General features: G+C 69.8%; 17 protein-coding genes, 1 pseudogene and 1 riboswitch. Of the genes and pseudogenes, 8 read left to right on the top strand and 10 right to left on the bottom strand.

Annotated elements, in window-relative coordinates; translation table 11 throughout:
- Nucleotides 1–344: 344 nt before the first annotated feature.
- Nucleotides 345–602: a hypothetical protein gene (locus KVT44_RS40455; RefSeq protein ID WP_308314237.1), complete on the bottom strand. Its 258-nt coding sequence runs from the start codon at nt 600–602 to the stop codon at nt 345–347.
- Between the two features lie 204 nt (nt 603–806).
- Entirely contained in the window at nt 807–1,565 is a 759-nt protein-coding gene (locus KVT44_RS40450; RefSeq protein WP_217572795.1) for a hypothetical protein, read from the bottom strand.
- A gap of 207 nt (nt 1,566–1,772) precedes the next feature.
- On the opposite strand from KVT44_RS40450, the gene rlmN reads away from it, so the two are divergent.
- The 5 genes from rlmN to KVT44_RS40425 all read left to right on the top strand — a co-directional run bounded on the left by rlmN (nt 1,773) and on the right by KVT44_RS40425 (nt 7,850).
- Nucleotides 1,773–2,879, top strand: a complete 1,107-nt coding sequence (gene rlmN / locus KVT44_RS40445) for a 23S rRNA (adenine(2503)-C(2))-methyltransferase RlmN (protein ID WP_054235438.1) — start codon at nt 1,773–1,775, stop codon at nt 2,877–2,879.
- A 25-nt stretch (nt 2,880–2,904) separates the two neighbouring features.
- Nucleotides 2,905–3,023, top strand: a riboswitch (TPP riboswitch).
- An 82-nt stretch (nt 3,024–3,105) separates the two neighbouring features.
- Nucleotides 3,106–4,215 carry a thiamine ABC transporter substrate binding subunit gene (locus KVT44_RS40440; protein ID WP_190172563.1) on the top strand — a complete coding sequence of 370 codons (1,110 nt, stop codon included), beginning with the start codon at nt 3,106–3,108 and terminating at the stop codon, nt 4,213–4,215.
- 35 nt (nt 4,216–4,250) lie between these two features.
- Nucleotides 4,251–5,903 carry an iron ABC transporter permease gene (locus KVT44_RS40435; RefSeq protein WP_254650563.1) on the top strand — a complete coding sequence of 551 codons (1,653 nt, stop codon included), beginning with the start codon at nt 4,251–4,253 and terminating at the stop codon, nt 5,901–5,903.
- Nucleotides 5,903–7,030, top strand: coding sequence for an ABC transporter ATP-binding protein (locus KVT44_RS40430; RefSeq protein WP_217572791.1), 1,128 nt, complete (start codon nt 5,903–5,905; stop codon nt 7,028–7,030). Before KVT44_RS40435 ends, KVT44_RS40430 begins: the two co-directional genes overlap by 1 nt.
- Before the next feature lie 19 nt (nt 7,031–7,049).
- Nucleotides 7,050–7,850 carry a maleylpyruvate isomerase family mycothiol-dependent enzyme gene (locus KVT44_RS40425; RefSeq protein ID WP_217572788.1) on the top strand — a complete coding sequence of 267 codons (801 nt, stop codon included), beginning with the start codon at nt 7,050–7,052 and terminating at the stop codon, nt 7,848–7,850.
- An 82-nt stretch (nt 7,851–7,932) separates the two neighbouring features.
- On the opposite strand, the gene KVT44_RS40420 is transcribed toward KVT44_RS40425, so the two are convergent.
- The 7 genes from KVT44_RS40420 to KVT44_RS40390 all read right to left on the bottom strand — a co-directional run bounded on the left by KVT44_RS40420 (nt 7,933) and on the right by KVT44_RS40390 (nt 14,568).
- Nucleotides 7,933–8,622 (bottom strand): LAETG motif-containing sortase-dependent surface protein, encoded by a 690-nt coding sequence (locus tag KVT44_RS40420; protein ID WP_075031243.1) that lies wholly within the window; start codon nt 8,620–8,622, stop codon nt 7,933–7,935.
- Nucleotides 8,623–8,771: 149 nt separating this feature from the next.
- Complete coding sequence (locus tag KVT44_RS40415; RefSeq protein WP_217572786.1) at nt 8,772–9,887, bottom strand: LOG family protein; 1,116 nt, start codon at nt 9,885–9,887, stop codon at nt 8,772–8,774.
- A 90-nt stretch (nt 9,888–9,977) separates the two neighbouring features.
- The gene (locus KVT44_RS40410; protein ID WP_075031245.1) at nt 9,978–10,385 is read right to left on the bottom strand and encodes a VOC family protein; all 408 of its coding nucleotides are present in this window, start codon (nt 10,383–10,385) and stop codon (nt 9,978–9,980) included.
- 141 nt (nt 10,386–10,526) lie between these two features.
- On the bottom strand, nt 10,527–11,774 hold the full coding sequence (locus KVT44_RS40405) for a hypothetical protein (RefSeq protein ID WP_217572784.1): 1,248 nt from the start codon (nt 11,772–11,774) through the stop codon (nt 10,527–10,529).
- Nucleotides 11,756–12,493 (bottom strand): ABC transporter ATP-binding protein, encoded by a 738-nt coding sequence (locus tag KVT44_RS40400; RefSeq protein ID WP_190172503.1) that lies wholly within the window; start codon nt 12,491–12,493, stop codon nt 11,756–11,758. Before KVT44_RS40400 ends, KVT44_RS40405 begins: the two co-directional genes overlap by 19 nt.
- 189 nt (nt 12,494–12,682) lie before the next feature.
- Nucleotides 12,683–14,065, bottom strand: coding sequence for an aspartate aminotransferase family protein (locus KVT44_RS40395; RefSeq protein WP_099920431.1), 1,383 nt, complete (start codon nt 14,063–14,065; stop codon nt 12,683–12,685).
- Nucleotides 14,050–14,568, bottom strand: a complete 519-nt coding sequence (locus KVT44_RS40390; RefSeq protein ID WP_054235338.1) for an Lrp/AsnC family transcriptional regulator — start codon at nt 14,566–14,568, stop codon at nt 14,050–14,052. The genes KVT44_RS40395 and KVT44_RS40390 overlap by 16 nt, the downstream gene beginning before the upstream one ends.
- A 165-nt stretch (nt 14,569–14,733) precedes the next feature.
- Between KVT44_RS40390 and KVT44_RS40385 the strand changes: the two genes are divergently transcribed.
- Both KVT44_RS40385 and KVT44_RS60235 read left to right on the top strand, forming a co-directional pair.
- On the top strand, nt 14,734–16,173 hold the full coding sequence (locus KVT44_RS40385) for a gamma-aminobutyraldehyde dehydrogenase (RefSeq protein WP_099920430.1): 1,440 nt from the start codon (nt 14,734–14,736) through the stop codon (nt 16,171–16,173).
- Nucleotides 16,174–16,613: 440 nt separating this feature from the next.
- Nucleotides 16,614–16,870 (top strand): annotated as a pseudogene (locus KVT44_RS60235) (response regulator transcription factor); the annotation flags it as partial.
- A 349-nt stretch (nt 16,871–17,219) separates the two neighbouring features.
- On the opposite strand, the gene KVT44_RS40375 reads toward KVT44_RS60235, so the two are convergent.
- Nucleotides 17,220–17,366: a hypothetical protein gene (locus KVT44_RS40375; protein ID WP_217572782.1), complete on the bottom strand. Its 147-nt coding sequence runs from the start codon at nt 17,364–17,366 to the stop codon at nt 17,220–17,222.
- A gap of 629 nt (nt 17,367–17,995) precedes the next feature.
- On the opposite strand from KVT44_RS40375, the gene KVT44_RS40370 reads away from it, so the two are divergent.
- The gene (locus KVT44_RS40370) at nt 17,996–19,186 is read left to right on the top strand and encodes a PotD/PotF family extracellular solute-binding protein (protein WP_217572780.1); all 1,191 of its coding nucleotides are present in this window, start codon (nt 17,996–17,998) and stop codon (nt 19,184–19,186) included.
- The last annotated feature ends 97 nt before the right edge of the window (nt 19,187–19,283 follow it).

The following is a 19,283-nucleotide window of genomic DNA, read 5'->3' as shown; positions in this document are numbered from 1 at the left end:
CCGAGCGCCACACCCGAGCACTAATGCCCAGGTCAGAAGCTATTCGGCCCCTCAAGCGCCGTCGCTTCCCAAGCTGATGGCCTCAAGCTGTGAGTAGAGATCGCTTTGACCACGATCCCAGCCCCGCCCATGGCATTGACCGGTCCATCGCCCTGCCTCACGATGATCGGCGTGATGTACATCGCGCACCTTGCCGGCGTCTACTTCCTCAGCCGCTAGTCGCTACGCGTCCCCCAAGTGGCTTGTCGGCTGGGCCATCCCTGAGCCCTCCGAGGCCTCTCGGCAGGGGCCACGACGACTACTCAGGCACACCGGAGGGGCTGCGCCTACCAACCGGCCTGACTTCAGCTCTCTTTGTCCTCAACCATTCCGATGGCGAAGGGGAATGACTCCAGAAACTGCCGCCGTGCAGGGTCTTGCTCCGATTCGGCCAAATCCGCAAGTACCTGCAAGAGCCGTTGGCGTTGATCTGGGAGCAGTTGCACGAGCGCCCAGCCCACGTTCTCCATCATCTTCACTGCGGAGTCGGGATCCACTTCCTCGTCCCCGCGGCTCTCCAGCCACCACACGACATCGACGACCAGGCCGGTGAGTGCCGGCACAAGCGGATCCCTGTGAGTCATGCGGGCAATTTAGCCGTGCCCTACGACACTGCCTCCTAGTCGGTGAGTGTCTATCTGCGTGACAACGCCTGCGCACAGCGTCGGACACCCACGGACGCCCTTGGACGGTTGCCGCAGGTGAGCAGCGCCCGGGCCCAAGGTGGAGCGCCTGCTCAAGTTGCTTCGGGACGAAGAGGTCGTGGGCTACAGGCCGTCGCGCTCGATCAGCGAGCCATCGGGGCCCAGCTTGTAGAAGCGCGGCGGCCCCATGGTTTCCATGATCCTCCGCAACTTCGCTTCGTCCTCCGCAGGGTCAGGCCCGTGAGGATCCCGCACGTGAAATCCGTGGAGGTCGATGCCGTATGCGTCTATGTCGTCAGGTTCGGGGCGGCCCTCCTGGACGAAGCCGCAGAGCGCGCGTAGCGCGTCTTCGCCCAGCTCCAGGGGGTGGAAGGGCAGCGGATACGGCTCTTCGTCCTCGTCCGGCCAGGGGACGACGTCGGCGGGACGGTCCCCGGCCCAGTAGGGCAGCTCGAAGGGGAGCGGCTCGCCGATGTTCTCGATGATGCCGCTGTCCGGCGACAGACTCAGGGAGCGGACCAGGTGCCCGTCCTCCCACACTGCGAACGCGAGCCAGTCGACGACACTGTGCATGGCGTGCAGGACGAGCCGTCGGCCGGCGCTTGCCGCGACGAGGTGCTCGGGAAGCTGGGACGGGAAGTCGATCATTACCCGTTGGTCGCAGACGATCTCCACGCCCGGTCGGCTCGCGGCATACGCCGTGTCTTTCGGGGGATACACGCCGCCTCCCAGCGACGAGCCTGAGAGCTGCTCGATCTCCCAGCCCGGGTAAAGGCGCCGCATCATCTCGGACGTCCGCGGCAGGTCCGCCGCCTCCACCTGTCGCAGCAGGCCCGGCACCTCGCCGTCGGCATAGATGAGCAGTCCCGTTTTGGCTCCCATGGCCCCTCCCCGATGAGTCGCGCTCGATGGTCGTCGCACCATAGCCACCGGCACTGACATCGCCAGGAAGGTCCGCCCGAGTACCGCGCTGGGCCGTCCCTGGGCCGTGCGAGGCCGACCGAAGCTGACAGAGGCCGCCCACGGGTGACCGCCCCCACCCCGCTCTGGCCTGGGCCGGCGGAGTTGATCTGCGACACTGGAAGGGTTATGCCGAAGCCCGGAGAACTCACATTCGTCGCCCCCCGCGGAGCCAAGAAGCCGCCGCGGCACCTCGCCGACCTCACGCCCGCCGAGCGCAAAGAGGCGGTTGCCGCGATCGGTGAGAAGCCGTTTCGCGCCAAGCAGCTCTCGCAGCACTACTTCGCGCGGTACGCGCACGATCCCGCGGAGTGGACGGACATCCCGGCCGCCGCGCGCGGCAAGCTCCAGGAGGCGCTGCTTCCCGAGCTGATGACGGTCGTGCGGCATCTGTCGACCGACCAGGACACCACCCGCAAGACTCTGTGGCGCCTGTTCGACGGCACACTCGTCGAGTCCGTGCTGATGCGCTACCCGGACCGGGTGACCATGTGCATCAGCTCGCAGGCGGGCTGCGGGATGAACTGCCCGTTCTGCGCCACCGGACAGGCCGGCCTGGACCGGAACCTGTCCACGGGCGAGATCGTGCACCAGATCGTGGACGGGATGCGGGCCCTCAGGGACGGCGAGATCCCGGGCGGCCCGGCGCGGCTGAGCAACATCGTCTTCATGGGCATGGGCGAGCCGCTCGCCAACTACAAGCGAGTGGTGGGCGCCATCCGCGCGCTCACCGACCCCGAGCCGGACGGGCTCGGGCTCTCGCAGCGCGGGATCACCGTGTCGACGGTCGGGCTGGTGCCCGCCATCCACCGGTTCTCCGACGAGGGCTTCAAGTGCCGCCTCGCCATCTCGCTGCACGCCCCGGACGACGAGCTGCGCGACACCCTCGTCCCCGTCAACACGCGGTGGAAGGTGCGCGAGGTGCTGGACGCAGGCTGGGAGTACGCGGCCAAGTCCGGGCGTCGCCTGTCCATCGAGTACGCCCTCATCCGGGACATCAACGACCAGGCATGGCGTGGTGACCGGCTCGGGCGGCTGCTCAGGGGCAAGCCCGTACACGTCAACCTCATCCCGCTGAACCCGACACCGGGTTCGAAGTGGACCGCCTCGCGGCCCGAGGACGAGAAGGCGTTCGTCGAGGCCATCGCGGCTCACGGGGTGCCGGTGACCGTCCGGGACACCCGGGGCCAGGAGATCGACGGAGCCTGTGGTCAGCTCGCCGCCACCGAGCGGTAATCTGGCGAGGTCCAACCACATCTTCATATTCCGACAGGGGAGCGCCACAGCGCTGAGAGTGCGGTAGCCGGAGCACCGGTGGGCCGCAGACCCTCTGAACCTTGCCCAGGTCATTCTGGGTAGGAAGTTCGGGCATCACTCAAGCTGTTGCGCCCTGCCCGGGAACCTTCCGAGGATCCCGGGCAGGGCCGCGTCTCTTCCTGGTCATCCCAGGAGGAATTCAGTGATCACCAAGAGGACGACCACGGCCGTCGTCATCGGGCTGGGCCTCGTCACGCTGTCCGCGTGCGGGTCCTCCGACAGCGGCGGTGCCGGGGACTCCAAGACCGTCACGCTCGTCAGCCACGACTCGTGGGCCGTGTCGAAGAGCGTGCTGGAGGACTTCGAGAAGCAGTCCGGGTACAAGGTCAGGGTCCTCAAGGACGGCGACGCCGGGCAGGCCGTCAACAAGGCCATCCTCACCAAGGACAACCCGCAGGGCGACGTCTTCTTCGGCGTCGACAACACCCTGCTGTCCCGCGCGCTCGACAACGGGCTGTTCCAGTCGTACGAGGCCAAGGGCTCCGACCAGATCGTCCAGCAGTACCGGATCGACCAGGACAGGCACCGGGTCACGCCCATCGACTCCGGTGACATCTGCGTCAACTACGACAAGGCCTACTTCAGCAAGCACAAGCTGGCCCCGCCGGCCTCCTTCGACGACCTGATCAAGCCCGCGTACAAGAACCTCCTCGTCACCGAGAACGCGGCCACGTCCTCGCCCGGCCTCGGCTTCCTGCTCGGGACCGCCGCGAAGTACGGGGATGGGGGCACCTCCCGCTCGAGCGGAGCCGAGAGTGGGGGAGGCTGGCAGGACTACTGGAAGAAGCTCAAGGCCAACGGCGTGAAGGTGGTCGACGGCTGGGAGCAGGCCTACAACGACGAGTTCTCCGGGTCCGCGGGCGGCAAGAAGGCCAAGGCCGACCGGCCGCTGGTCGTCTCGTACGCCTCCTCCCCGCCCGCCGAGGTGATCTACGCCGACCCGAAGCCGAAGACCGCGCCGACCGGGGTCGCGAGCGACACCTGCTTCCGCCAGGTCGAGTACGCGGGGCTGCTGAGCAACGCGAAGAACACCAAGGGTGGCAAGGCGCTTCTCGACTTCCTCATCAGCGTCAAATTCCAGGACGACATGCCGCTGAACATGTTCGTGTACCCGGTCCGCGAGACCGCCCAGGTGCCCGAGGAGTTCGTGAAGTTCGGCCCGCAGGCAAAGAACCCCGAGACCCTGGCGCCCGCCAAGATCGCCGCCAACCGTGACCAGTGGGTCAAGTCGTGGACCTCGCTCGTACTGAAGTAGCGCCTCGAAGGAGCCGCAAGGAGAGCGCGACGCGGATGGGGCTGATGGCCCTGCCCGTCGCGTTCTTCGCCGTCTTCTTCGCCTATCCCGTCGCCGCGATCGTCGCCCGTGGCCTCAAGATCGACGGGGCCTGGCGGTTCGGACGGATCGGTGAGGTGCTCGCGCAGTCCGACATCCGGCACGTCCTGTGGTTCACCACCTGGCAGGCGCTCGCCTCCACGGCGCTCACGCTGCTGATCGCGCTCCCCGGCGCGTATGTCTTCGCGCGCTTCGATTTCAGGGGCAAGCAGGTGCTGCGGGCGGTGGTGACCGTCCCGTTCGTACTGCCGACGGTCGTGGTCGGTACGGCGTTCCTGGCCCTGGTGGGCCGGGGCGGACTCCTCGACCAGCTGGGGGGCGTACGGCTGGACACCACCGTCTGGGCGATTCTGCTCGCGCACGTCTTCTTCAACTACGCGGTGGTCGTACGGACCGTCGGCGGGCTCTGGTCGCAGCTCGACCCGCGTCAGGAGGAGGCCGCGCGGATGCTGGGTGCCTCCCGGTTCGCGGCCTGGCGCAAGGTGACGCTGCCGGCGCTGAGCCCGGCCGTGGCCGCCGCCGCGTTGATGGTCTTCCTGTTCACCTTCACCTCGTTCGGTGTGGTGCAGATCCTCGGCGGGCCGACCTTCTCCACCCTCGAGGTCGAGATCTACTGGCAGACCTCGGAGATCTTCGACCTCGCGACCGCGGCGGTGCTGACGATCGTCCAGTTCGTGGCGGTCGGCGCGATCCTCGCCGTGCACGCCTGGACCGTACGCCGCCGGGAGACCGCCCTGCGCCTGGTGGCTCCGGAGGTGACCGTGCGCAGGCCGCGCGGGGCCGGCCAGTGGGCGCTGCTGGGCGGGGTCCTGGCGAGCATCCTCGTTCTTCTCGTCCTGCCGCTCGGGGTACTGGTCCAGCGGTCCCTGGACGCGCCCGGCGGCTACGGATTCGCGTACTACAAGGCGTTGACCTCGGCCGACAGCGGCATCTTCCTGGTGGCGCCGATCGCGGCGATCGGCAACTCGCTGGAGTACGCGCTGGCCGCCACCGCCATCGCCGTCGTGATCGGCGGTCTGGCGGCCGCCGCGCTCACCCTCCCCCAGTCTCGGCTTCGCTCGACCGGGGGGACCCCCATGACCGGGCGTCTCGTACGGGGTTTCGACGCGCTGCTGATGCTGCCGCTCGGCGTGTCCGCCGTGACCGTCGGGTTCGGCTTCCTGATCGCGCTCGACGAACCGCCGCTGGATCTGCGCTCCTCCTGGATCCTGGTGCCGCTCGCGCAGGCTCTGGTGGGCGTCCCCTTCGTCGTACGCACCATGCTGCCGGTGCTCCGGGCGGTGGACGGACGGCTCCGGGAGGCCGCCGCTGTCCTCGGAGCCTCGCCCTGGCGGGTGTGGCGGGAGGTCGATCTGCCGATGGTGCGGCGGGCGCTGCTGATCGCGGCGGGGTTCGCCTTCGCCGTGTCGCTGGGCGAGTTCGGGGCGACGGTCTTCATCGCGCGGCCCGACAACCCGACCCTGCCGGTCGCCGTGGCCCGGCTGCTCGGGCGCGCGGGTGACCTCAACTACGGCCAGGCGATGGCCCTTTCGACGATCTTGATGGTGGTGTGCGCGGTGGCTCTGTTGCTGTTGGAACGCATCCGCACCGAACGGACGGGGGAGTTCTGATGGCGCGACTCGCGAAGCAGGCGACTGAAGAGGCGCAAGAGGGGACGACGGAGCATCCCCGGACCCGGACCGGGACCCAGACCCGGACCCGGACGCGCGAGGCCCTGCTGAGGGTCGAGGCAGCGACCGTACGCTTCGGCGGTCGGCCGGTGCTCGACGCCGTCGGCCTCGACGTCGCCGAGCACGAGATCGTGTGTGTGCTCGGACCGAGCGGCAGCGGCAAGTCCACGCTGCTGCGGGCGGTGGCCGGACTGCAGTCGCTCGACACGGGCCGCGTCCTGCTGGCGGGACGCGACCAGGCCGGGGTGCCCGCGCACAAGCGGGGTGTCGGGCTGATGTTCCAGGACCACCAGCTCTTCCCGCAGCGGGACGTGGGCGGCAATGTCGCCTTCGGGCTGCGGATGCATGGCGCGTCGAAGGAGCAACAGGGCGCACGAGTCGAGGAGTTGCTGGAGCTGGTGGGGCTGCCCGGAGCCCGGGCACGCGCCGTCGCCGCCCTCTCCGGCGGTGAGCAGCAGCGGGTCGCGCTGGCCCGAGCGCTCGCCCCGCGCCCCCGGTTGCTGATGCTCGACGAGCCGCTCGGTCAGCTGGACCGTTCGCTGCGGGAACGGCTGGTCGTCGAACTCCGGCAGCTGTTCGGCGAGTTGGGCACGACGGTTCTTGCCGTCACCCACGACCAGGGCGAGGCCTTCGCGCTCGCCGACCGGGTCGTGGTGATGCGCGAGGGACGGATCGCCCAGTCCGGCACGCCACTTGAGGTCTGGCAGTACCCGGCGGACGAGTTCGTGGCCCGTTTCCTCGGCTTCGACAACGTGGTCGCGGCGACGGTGCGGGATCGGCTGGCGGACACCCCGTGGGGGAAGGTCCCGGTGCCGGAGGGCACCGCGCAGGGCCCTGGCACGCTTCTCGTACGGCCCGCGGGGGTGCGGCTGGTCGACCCCGTGGACGGGCTGCGCTGCACCGTGGCCGCACGCACCTTCCGGGGCACCCACGTCGCCGTACGGCTGAAGCCGGAAGGCGCGCCGCCCATCGAGGCGGCGTGCGCGCTGCGGGAGGCGCCCGCGCCCGGTGACGAGGTCGGCGTGGCGTTCGAGGCAGCCGAAATCGTGGTGCTCGGGGAGCCGTAGGCGCCATAGGGTGCGGATCATGACGCTACTCGCACATGACCGCTACTGCGACGCGATCGAGCTGGAGGTGCGGCGGCTGAGGGACGTGGTGACGTCCGGGGCCGACCTGTCCGCGACCGTGCCGACCTGCCCGGACTGGTCGCTGGAGCGGCTCGTGCGGCACACGGGCGGGGCGCTGCGCTGGGTCGATCTCATCGTCCGCACGAAGGCGCAGGAGAACGTCCACGACGAGCGGGTGCCGCTCCGTGAGGGACCCGCCGCCGAGGGCGATCCCGCCGCGCTGGACGCCTGGCTCGCCGAGACCGGCGAGATGCTCGTCGCCGCGCTGCGCGAGGCGGGGCCCGACACCAAGGTGTGGGCCTGGGCCGGGGACCTCAGCTCCGGCTTCTGGGCCCGCCGGATGACGCACGAGCTGGTGATCCACCGCGCCGACGCGACGCTGGCGGCCGGGCTGCCGTACGAGGTGGCGCCCGATGTGGCCGCGGACGCGATCGACGAGTGGCTGGGGATCATCCAGTTCGTGCAGCGGACGCGGCCGCACGACGCCGCCGCGGCCGAACTGCGCGGCCCGGGCCGCAGCATCCACCTGCACGCCACCGACACCCCGCCCGAACTCGACGCCGAGTGGGTCGTCGAGCTCACCGAGGAAGGTGTCGTCTGGCGCCGGGACCACGAGAAGGCGACCGTCGCGCTGCGCGGCCCGCTCACCGACATCCTGCTCGCCTTCTACCGCCGACTGCCGCTGGACGACGGGCGGTTGGAGGTGCTGGGGGAGCGGGAGCTGCTGGACTTCTGGCTGGAGCGGGCGACCTTCGGCTAGCCGGCGTACCCGGACAGGCGTGTGGCCCGCCCCCTTCGAGAGGGACGGGCCACACGTTTCACGCGGACGTACGGTGTGCGGTTCAGCTCGACTTCGAGGCGCCGCGGCGACGCATGCCGAAGAACACCGCTCCGCCGCCGACCACCACGAGGGCACCGGCGATACCGGCGATCATCGGCGTGTTGGAGTTCGCACCGGTCTCGGCGAGGTTGGAGCTACCGGCCGCGGGGGACGGGGCGTTGTCGCCCGGCGTCGCGGGCGCGGCGCTGCTCTCCGACTCCGACGGGTTCGCGGAAGGCGTCCCCGAGGAGGCGGGCGAGGAGGGGGTCTCGGAGGGCTTCGGGGTCTCCGAGGCCGACGGCGAAGGCGACTCGGTCGCGCAGGCCGTGGACGGAGCGGTCACGTTGTCCTTGATGTCCTCGTCGACCTGGTTTCCGGCCTTGACGTGGACGCGGTACGTGGCGTTCGGCTTCCAGTCCTCGGCGAAGGTGATGGTGACGCCTTCGCGAGAGCCCTTGACCTCCTGCTGGCCGACCTTCTGCACGTCGGCACCGTTGTTCTCGAGGAACACGGAGACGATCGCCGAAGTGCCGGAGGCATCCACGTCCTTGACGGAGATGATGCCCTTGGTGCCGTCGCACTTGGCTTCGGCGGAGAACTCACTGATGTTGCAGGCAAGGGCGTTGCCGGCGACGCCGAGCGCGAGCGCGGCCGTGGCGGAGGCAACACCGAGGATTCGCACGGAACGTGCGGTACGGCGAGATATGGACACGATTGCCCTTCACAGAATGCGCAACTGCGGGGGGTTTAAGGGGGGTTCTGCTGTGTCAACAGGGCCCCCTCGGGCCTCACAGGTTTATAAGTGCCACCTAAGGGCTGTCAATGCATATGCCCCGCCATGCCGACGGCTTTGCCTTGTCATTAACCGCCGAGGCGTTTGAGCGCCTCCGGTGCTTCCTCGATCCGGTCCACCAGTGCGATCCGGGACGCCATCGACCGTTCGTGGGCAAGGGATTGGAGAAGGGGCCAAGTGGGGTGTTTCTCGGTCCAATGCGCACGGTTCACGAGAACCATGGGGGTGGGCTCACCGCGCGACTCGTAGTAGTTCGGGGTCGCGTTGTCGAAGATCTCCTGTACGGTCCCGGCGGCGCCCGGCAGGAAGACGACACCCGCGTTCGAGCGGGCCAACAGACCGTCCTCCCGGGTCGCGTTGGCGAAGTACTTGGCGATGTGGGCGGCGAAGGCGTTCGGCGGCTCGTGGCCGTAGAACCAGGTCGGGATGCCGACGGAGGGGCCGCCGTCCGGCCAGCGCTCGCGCACGGCGAAGGCGGCGCGCGCCCAGTCGCCGATGGAGGGGGTGAACGACGGTGCCTCGGCGAGGAGCCTGAGCGCCTCGGTGAGCATCTCGTCGTCGAACGGGGCGGCGTACGCGCCGAGGTTCGCCGCCTCCATCGCGCCGGGGCCGCCGCCGGTGGCGACCGTGAGCCCGGCACGCGCCAGTTCGCGCCCCAGGCGGGCGGCGCCCTCGTAGGCCTCCGTGCCGCGTGCCATCGCGTGACCGCCCATCACGCCCACCACTCGGGTGCCGACGAGGAGTTCGTCGAGCGCGTCCGACACCGAGTCGTCGTGGATCGCGCGCAGCATCGAGGCGAAGACGTCGCCGTCGGCCTTGGTCTGCTGGAACCAGGCGTACGCGCGGGCGTCCGGGGTCGCCTCGTAGCCGTCGTCGAGCGCCGCGAAGAGCTCGTCCGGGGAGTAGAGCAGCCCGCGGTAGGGGTCGAAGGGCAGTCCGGGTATCGGTGGGAAGACGAGCGCGCCGGTGGCCCGTACCCGTGCCGCCGCCGCGGGGTCCATCGGGCAGCCGAGGAAGACGGCGCCCGCGGTGTCCACGGCGAGCAGGGCGTCCGTACGGTCCGTCAGATCCACGGCCTGGACGCGGAACCGGGCCAGCGAGCCGTGCTCCGAGACGACCTTGTCGAACTCGGCGAGGGACTCGATCTCGCGGTCATGGGCGGCGTGAAGGGGAGTTGGCTGCACGCGGCCATGCTAGGGGTGGGTCCTTCGACGGCGGGCGGCGGTCTCCCCCCTTTTGACGGGGACACGCGCGTGGGTGTCCCCCGGGGGTGCTCAACTCTGGACCGCGGCCGGGTCCATCCACATGACCTCCCACGTGTGGCCGTCCAGGTCGTCGAAGGTACGGCCGTACATGAAGCCGTGGTCCTGGGCCTCCCGGGTCCCCGAGCCGCCCGCCGCGAGGGCCTTGTCGCAGAGCTCGTCGACCTTCTCGCGGCTCTCGGCGCTCAGACACAGCAGCACCTCGCTGGTCTTCGTCGGGTCCGCGATCTCCTTCTTCGTGAAGTCCGCGTAGCGCTGCTTGCTCAGCAGCATCGCGATGATCGTGTCGCTGATGACGACACAGGCGCAGTCGTCCGTCGTGAACTGCGGGTTGATCGTGTAGCCGAGCTCGGTGAAGAACTTCTTCGAGGTGTCGACGTCGTTCACGGCGAGGTTCACGAAGATCATCTGCTGGTACATGAGGGGTCTCTCCCGGCGAGGGTGAAGTGATGTGGTGCCGTTCGCAGAGGTAGACAATCACTCCGCGCGGAACTCATCGCCCGGCGGGAAAGAAAGGGGAAAGAAGCAGGAAGGGAGTGGGAAGGAAGCGCGTACGCGTGCTCAGCGCACCAGCGGTACCGCCGCCAGTTCCGCGACCACCCAGGTCAGCGGGCCGAACGCGGCGAGCAGCGCGCTCGCGCGGAGCAGCGCGGCGCCCCGCAGCACCCTGGTCGGTGCCCCCATGCGCAGCAGCGCCGCCGTGGTGTCGGCGCGTGCGTGCTTGGCCTCGACCGCCGCCGTCAGCAGGGTCGCGACGGTGCACCCGGCCACGAGGAGTGCCCCGAGCGTGCTGAGCGGACCGAACGAGGGCCGCGCCCCCGAGTACACCGTCGCCATGGCGTACGCGCCGGACGCGACCGCGCACACCACGCCGAGCGGGCGCCCGATGCGCCGGGCCTCCTCCTGCAGGACGCGCCCGGCGAGCAGCCGCAGCACGCCGGGGCGTACGGCCTGGAGCAGCCGCCCGCACAGGTGCGTGATCGCGGGGGCGGCCAGCATCAGCCCGAGCGCGGTCAGGGACCAGCCGCCGAACACCCGGGCGGGGCCGCCCGTGAAACGGCCGGGCAGCGCCAGGCCGGGTCCCGAACGGCTCGCGTACGCCTCCACGGCAAGGCCCGCCGCGAGGACGGCGGTGCCCCAGGGCAGTCCCCCGGGGGTGGGCAGCGGAGGGGCGGGCTGCTGCGGATCCAGCGGGCGCCCCGGCTGGTCGGCGTACGGGCCGGACTTGGCGCGCGTACGGGACGGCTCACCGGGGGAGTCCCCGTCGGCGCCCGGCCGTCGGGGGCGGGTCGGCCGGGGACCCCGCGGTCGCAGCACCACCGCGCTCGCCGAGGAGGCGGCCAGCGGGACCAGGAGCAGCAGCGTCAGGGCCGCGGGCAGGGGCAGCGGGTGGTCGGAGGCGAGGAAGGCCGCCGCGTCGCCGTCCAAGGGCATGCCGGGGAGGTCGCCGCGCAGGTGCAGGAAGACGAGCAGCGCGAGCACCGAGCCGAGCGTGGTCGACAGGGCGGTGGTGACCGCCGAGATCGCCATCAGCTGGCCGGGGCCGAGTCCGACCGCCGAGAGCCCCGGGCGCGGCCGGGTTCCCGGGTCCGTACGGGCGACCGCGACCGCGAACTGCACGGTGGCGGCGGCGGGCGCGAGGCACCACAGGAGCCGGAGCAGCGCGCCGGCCGAGGGGTCCGGGTGCGCCAGCGCGTACCCCAGCGTGCACAGCAGCAGGAAGCCGGTGCCCGCCGAGGCGGCGGCGACCAGGAGTCTGCGCAGCTGGACGAGGGAGTGGGCCCCGCGGGCTAGACGGAGAGCGAGCACGCGGCCCGACCTTCCGTCTCGACGACCGGGGGCAGGTGGAGGGTGTTCACGCGCCGTCCGTCGAGCAGCGACACTGTGCGGTCGGCGAGGGCGGCGGTGTCCGCGTAGTGCGTGGCGAGGACGACCGTGATGCCGTGGGAGCGGGCCGCCGAGGTGAGGGTACGCAGGACGTGGGCGCCGTCGGCGCGGTGCAGCGGGGCGGACGGTTCGTCGGCGAAGAGCACCTTGGGGGAGAGGGCGAGCGCCCGGGCGATGGCGACGCGCTGCCGCTCGGTCTGGAGCAGGGCGTGCGGGCGTTTGCGGGCGCAGTCGCGGATGTCGAGGCGTTCCAGCCATTCGAGGGCGGCGGTCTTGGCGGCCCGGCGGCCGCAGCCGCGCAGCATCAGGGGCAGCGCCGCGTTCTCCCAGGCGTTCAGTTCCGGTACGAGGACGGGCGTGGGGTCGATCCAGCCGAAGCGGTCGCGGCGCAGCCGTTCGCGGGTGACGGGGTCCATGGTGTGCACCGGCGTGCTGTTGAACCAGACCTCGCCCTGCTGGGGCAGCAGCTGCCCCGACAGACACTGGAGCAGGGTCGTCTTGCCGCTGCCGCGCGGGCCGCCGACGGCGAGGATCTCGCCGTCGCGGATGCCGAGCGAGACACCGCTGAGCGCGGGCGAGCCGTTGTGCTTGACGTGCAGGGCACGTGCCCAGAGCACGTCGTTGTCCGGCGGGGCCACCATCGCGTACACCTCGTTCAGATCAGATTTGCGCTGCCAATCCCCCGGACGAGGGAACGAAGGCAGGGCCGATCGGTCACTGGGCACGCTAGGGAGTCGGGGCCGGGAGGCCGGACAGCACGCGGCCCCGGGGCGCCCATTCTCACTCGAACGGGCGCCACCGGGGCCGTTGTTGATCATCCCGGAGGAAGATCAGAGCTTCGTCCACGCCTCCGTCAGCACCTGACGGACGATCCCCTCGATCTCGTCGAAGGTCGACTGGTCGGAGATCAGCGGCGGCGAGAGCTGGATGACCGGGTCACCGCGGTCGTCGGCGCGGCAGTAGAGGCCGTACTCGAAGAGCTTCTTGGAGACGAAGCCGTAGAGCACGCGCTCCGACTCCTCGTCCGTGAAGGTCTCCTTGGTGGCCTTGTCCTTCACGAGCTCGATGCCGTAGAAGAAGCCGTTGCCGCGGACGTCGCCGACGATCGGCAGGTCGTGCAGCTTCTGCAGGGTCTGCAGGAAGTTCGCCTCGTTGTCCAGCACGTGCTGGTTGAGACCCTCGCGCTCGAAGATGTCGAGGTTGGTGAGCGCCACGGCCGCGGAAACCGGGTGACCACCGAAGGTGTAGCCGTGCAGGAAGGTGTTGTCGCCCTTGTAGAACGGCTCGGCGATCCGGTCCGAGACGATGGTGGCACCGATCGGGGAGTAGCCCGAGGTCATGCCCTTGGCGCAGGTGATGATGTCCGGGATGTAGTCGAACTTGTCACAGGCGAACATCGTGCCGAGGCGGCCGAAGGCGCAGATGACCTCGTCCGAGACGAGCAGCACGTTGTACTGGTCACAGATCTCGCGGACGCGCTGGAAGTAGCCGGGCGGCGGCGGGAAGCAGCCACCGGCGTTCTGCACCGGCTCCAGGAAGACCGCGGCGACGGTCTCGGGGCCCTCGAAGAGGATCTCCTGCTCGATCTGGTCGGCGGCCCAGCGGCCGAAGGCCTCCGGGTCGTCGCCGTGGATCGGGGCGCGGTAGATGTTGGTGTTCGGCACCTTGTGCGCGCCCGGGACGAGCGGCTCGAAGGGGGCCTTCAGGGCCGGCAGGCCGGTGATCGACAGGGCGCCCTGCGGGGTGCCGTGGTAGGCGACCGCGCGGGAGATGACCTTGTACTTCGTGTGGTTGCCGGTGAGCTTGTGGTACTGCTTCGCCAGCTTCCACGCGGTCTCGACGGCCTCGCCGCCGCCCGTGGAGAAGAACACCTTGTTCAGGTCGCCCGGCGCGTAGTGCGCGAGGCGCTCGGCGAGTTCGACGGCCTTCGGGTGGGCGTAGGACCAGATCGGGAAGAAGGCCAGCTCCTGCGCCTGCTTGAAGGCGGTCTCGGCCAGCTCCACGCGGCCGTGGCCCGCCTGGACCACGAACAGGCCCGCAAGACCGTCGAGGTAGCGCTTGCCCTTGTCGTCGTAGATGTAGGTGCCCTCACCACGGACGATGGTGGGAACGGGCGCGTTCTCGTACGAGGACATGCGGGTGAAGTGCATCCACAAGTGGTCGTACGCGGTCTTGCTCAGGTCCTGTGTGCTCACGGCTATCGGGTTCCCCACATGTAGGTCTGCTTCTTGAGCTTCAGATAGACGAAGCTCTCGGTGGAGCGCACCCCGGGCAGGGCCCGGATGCGTTTGTTGATGACGTCCAGCAGGTGGTCGTCGTCCTCGCAGACGATCTCGGCGAGGATGTCGAACGAGCCCGCGGTCATCACCACGTACTCGACTTCCGACATGGCGGTCAGCGCGTCGGCCACCGGATCGAGGTCGCCCTCGACATTGACGCCGACCATCGCCTGCCTGCGGAAGCCCACGGTGAGCGGGTCCGTGACGGCGACGATCTGCATCACGCCCTGGTCGAGCAGCTTCTGGACGCGCTGGCGCACGGCCGCCTCGGACAGGCCTACGGCCTTGCCGATCGCGGCGTACGGACGGCGTCCGTCCTGCTGGAGCTGCTCGATGATGGCGAGGGATACGGAGTCCAGCTGGGGACTGCCGTTCCTGGACTCGCGGGTGGAGTCCCTGGGGTCTGCGCTTCGACTGGCCACGAGCTCACTGTGCACGAGGTCTCGACGGTTCCGCAAGGCTGTAGCGATGAAATTCGTTGTTTACGAGGACGTAGCTTGCGGATTTCGCAGTCAGGAGGTGACTGGGGGTGTTGAAAACGTGGGCCCACGGATTAGGGTGGGTGTCTCAGCGATTGGACACCTGAACTTGGAGGGCCGGCAGTGAGCACCGAGCTGCGTCGTCTGCGCAATTACATCGACGGTGAGTTCCGGGACGCCGCCGACGGGCGGACCACCGAGGTCGTCAATCCCGCGACCGGCGAGGCGTACGCGACCGCGCCGCTGTCCGGTCAGGCCGACGTGGACGCCGCCATGGCGGCCGCCGCCGCGGCCTTCCCGGCCTGGCGCGACCAGACCCCCGCCGAGCGCCAGAAGGCCCTCCTGAAGATCGCGGACGCGTTCGAGGAGCGGGCCGAGGAGCTGATCGCCGCCGAGGTCGAGAACACCGGCAAGCCGATCGGACTGACCCGGTCCGAGGAAATCCCGCCCATGGTCGACCAGATCCGCTTCTTCGCGGGCGCGGCGCGGATGCTCGAGGGCCGCTCGGCCGGCGAGTACATGGAGGGGATGACCTCCATGATCCGCCGCGAGCCGATCGGCGTCTGCGCGCAGGTCGCGCCGTGGAACTACCCGATGATGATGGCGGTGTGGAAGTTCGCCCCGGCGCTCGCGGCCGGCAACACGGTCGTCCTGAAGCCCTCGGACACCACCCCCGCCTCCACCGTCCTGATCGCCGACATCATCGGCGGCATCCTGCCCAAGGGCGTCTTCAACGTCATCTGCGGCGACCGGGACACCGGCCGCGCGATGGTCGAGCACCCGACCCCGGCGATGGCCTCCATCACCGGCTCCGTCCGCGCGGGCATGTCCGTCGCCGAATCGGCGTCCAAGGACCTCAAGCGGGTCCACCTGGAGCTGGGCGGCAAGGCCCCGGTCGTCGTCTTTGAAGACACCGACATCGCCAAGGCCGTCGAGGACATCTCGGTCGCGGGCTTCTTCAACGCGGGCCAGGACTGTACGGCCGCCACCCGCGTCCTCGTCCAGGAGTCCATCCACGACGAGTTCGTCGCCGCGCTCGCCAAGGCCGCCGCCGAGACGAAGACCGGTCAGCCGGACGACGAGGACGTGCTCTACGGCCCGCTGAACAACCCGAACCAGCTCAAGCAGGTCGCCGGGTTCATCGAGCGACTGCCCGCGCACGCCAAGGTCGAGGCGGGCGGCCAGCAGGTCGGCGACAAGGGCTACTTCTACGCCGCGACCGTCGTCTCCGGCCTCAAGCAGGACGACGAGATCATCCAGAACGAGGTCTTCGGGCCGGTCATCACCGTCCAGTCCTTCACGGACGAGGCCCAGGCCATCGAGTGGGCCAACGGCGTCGACTACGCCCTCGCTTCCTCGGTCTGGACGAAGGACCACGGCCGCGCGATGCGTCTGTCGAAGTCCCTCGACTTCGGCTGCGTGTGGATCAACACCCACATCCCGCTGGTCGCCGAGATGCCGCACGGCGGCTTCAAGAAGTCCGGCTACGGCAAGGACCTGTCGGCGTACGGCTTCGACGACTACACGCGGATCAAGCACGTGATGACGTCGCTGGACGCGTAGTGCGCACGGTGTGAACCGCGCGGCCCCGGACGGGAGTTGATCCCGTCCGGGGCCGCGGTGTTCCCCCCCCTCGTGGTGGTCAGGCGTGCCGGCTGCCGCTGGTCGTGAGCGGCGGAAGGCCCGGGGCACCGGGGGTTCCGGGCTCGATGTGCAGGGACTTGCCAGGGCCCGTGCCCTTGCCCGCTCCCTTGCCCGGCTCGGGCAGCGGCGGCGGGCCGGAGGGGGCCGGGAAGGTGGAGGGGTCCGGGAAGGTGATGCCGACCTTCTTCAGGATCGGCGCGCAGGTGTCCAGGGGGGGGTGATGCTGACCGCGTCGGGGACGGTGGCCGGCCGGGTGGCGGGGCTAGGGTCTGTCCGGCGGATCAGGTCGGAGGAAAGTATCGGCGCCTCATCAGCGCAGGTGAGCGGGGCCTGGTGCGTCCAGCTGCAAGGCGGAGGAGGGCGCCGACGACCACCTCTCGAAACCGTTCGCCTTCGCGGAACTCGTCGCGCGGATACGGGCCTTGGGGCGCCGTGCGCACCCCGCCCTGCCGCCCGTCCTGATCCGGGGCGAGTTGCGGCTCGACCCGGCGCGGCGGCTCGCCACCCGGGCTGGTACGGGACTGGCGTTCAGCCCGAAGGAGTTCGCCGTGCTCGCAAGCCGGGGGAGCCGCCGCTGATCGAGACGGTGGAGCTGGCGGGGTACCGGATCCGATGAGAGGGCGAGGGGTTGGACCGGGTCGGCCGGCGCGGCTGGGCCGACCGGGCCGGTGGCCGGGGCCGTTGGTGCTGCGCAGCATCCGCCGGCGCCTGACCCTGCTCTACAGCGCCCTGTTCATGGTGGCCGGTGCGCTGCTGCTCGGCTTCACCTATCTCCTCGCCTCGCGGTCCAAGCCGTCGACGGCCGTCGGTTCGTACGAGGGATACGAGGGATACGAGGGATACGAGGGATACGAGGGATACGAGGGATACGAGGGGTCGGGCGTGCCGGGTGTGGCGGGAGGCCCGGGGGTTCCGAGTCCCGATCCGCCGAGCCTCACGACGTGCGCCGAGGCCCTGCGCGCAGATCAGCTGCACCAGCTGCTCGTCGAGGCGGGCATCGCGCTCGCCGTGATGACGGTGGCGTCGTTGGCGCTCGGCCGGTTGATGGCCGGACGGGCACTCGCATCGTTGCGGACGATGACCGCCGCCGCCCTCCGTATCTCCGCCGACAACCTCCGCCGACAACCTCCGCCGGCGACTGGCGGTGCGGGGCCCCGACGACGAGCTCAAGGCCATGGCCGACACCTTCGACGACGTACTCGCCCGTCTGGAGGACGCGTTCGAGGCGCAGAAGCGGTTCGTCGCCAACGCCTCGCACTAGCTGCGCACCCCGTTCATCCTCCAGCAGGCGATCGTGGACGTCGCATTGGCCGACTCCGACGCGTCCGTGGACACCCTGCGGGCCGCCTGTCTGCGGGTACGGGCGGCGGGCCGGGAGCAGGAGCGGCTCATCGACGCCCTGTTGACCCTTGCGCGCAGCCAAGGGGGAATTCAACGAAGCCGCAGCTCATGGAGCGCCCGGTGGCCAACCTCGTCGACAACGCCGTACGCCACAACCATCAGGCCGGAGCGGGGAGTTGGATCCGGCAGTCACGCTTCCGCCGCGCTGACTCCGTATGAGGAACCGTACGAGGAACCGCACGAGGAACCGCACGAGGCATCCGCCTGAGGCATCCGCCTGAGGCGATCGCCCGAGGTAACCGCCCGGAAATGAGGCGATCGACAGGGTGTCGGGTCGGCGCGCGGCCGCTCGACGCAGCGTCCATTGTTCGCGCCGAGTCGCAGCAGGCATGCTGCCGGGGTGCCAGAGATTCGGAAGACCTCGCCCCGCTCCCGCCGGTCCCTGCTGCGCGCCCTGGGCGGGGGTGCGGCGCTCGGGGCCCTCGCGGGCTGCGGGGTGCCCGCCGCGTACGTGTCACCCGGCGACCGCGCCGGAGCCGACCTCTCGGCCCGCGACAAGAAACTGACCTGGGCGAACTGGCCGCTCTACATTGACACCGACGACAAGGACCACACGAAGCGGCCCACGCTGGACGCATTCCGCAAGCGCACCGGGATCTCCGTCGACTACATCGAGGAGATCAACGACAACGACGAGTTCTTCGGCAAGATCAGCCCGTCCCTGATGAACCACCAGCACACCGGCCGCGACCTGATCGTCATCAGCGACTGGATGTGCGCGCGCTTCGTCCGGCTCGGCTGGGTGCAGGAGATGGACCGTGTCGGGCAGCCGAACGTCGCCAAGTACCTCGACCCGCTGCTGAGTCGGCCCGCGTTCGACCCGGGTCGCAAGTCCACCGTGCCGTGGCAGTCGGGTATCACCGGCATCGCGTACAACCGTCGCAAGCTCGGCCGCGAGATCAACCACGTCTCGGACCTGTGGGCCCCCGACCTCAAGGGCAGGGTCACCCTGCTCTCCGGCCTCGACGAGGCGTTCGCGCTGCTCATGCAGGGCAACGGCGTCGACATCACCCGGTGGAAGGCCGACGACTTCCACAAGATCTGCGACCAGGTCGAGAAGTACGTGCACAGCGGCCAGATCCGCCGCTTCACGGGCAACGACTACACCAAGGACCTGGTCAGCGGTGACGTACTGGCCTGTCAGGCGTACTCGGGCGACGTGATCCAGCTCCAGGCGGACAACCCGGACATCCGCTTCGTCGTCCCCGAGGAGGGCGCCGAGCTGTGGTCCGACTCGCTGATGATCCCCAACCTGGCTCGCCACAAGGCCAACGCCGAGAAGCTCGTCGACTACTACTACGAGCCCGAGGTCGCCGCCGAACTGGCGTCCTGGGTCAACTACGTCTGCCCGGTCCCGGCCGCCCAGCACGTCCTCGCCTCCTCCAAGGACGAGGACACCGCCGCCCTCGCCGAGAACCCGCTGATCTTCCCCGACGCCACCATGCGGAAGCGGCTGGCGATCGCGCGCGACATCAAGTCCACGGAACGCACGGAGTTCGCCAAGCGCTGGAACGCGATCGCGGGACTCTGACGGCTTTGCCATCTCTTTACAACCCGGTCTCCCGCTGCCTCGTCTCTTCGCACGATCCGTAACTCAGCCCGCCGGGTCACCGGGCGGGCGGACCGAC

Source organism: Streptomyces sp. GbtcB7, assembly GCF_019091445.1.
Classification (GTDB): Bacteria; Actinomycetota; Actinomycetes; order Streptomycetales; family Streptomycetaceae; genus Streptomyces; species Streptomyces mirabilis.
The sequence above is the reverse complement of the archived record's forward strand: the minus strand, read 5'-3'. Positions and strand labels throughout refer to the sequence as shown.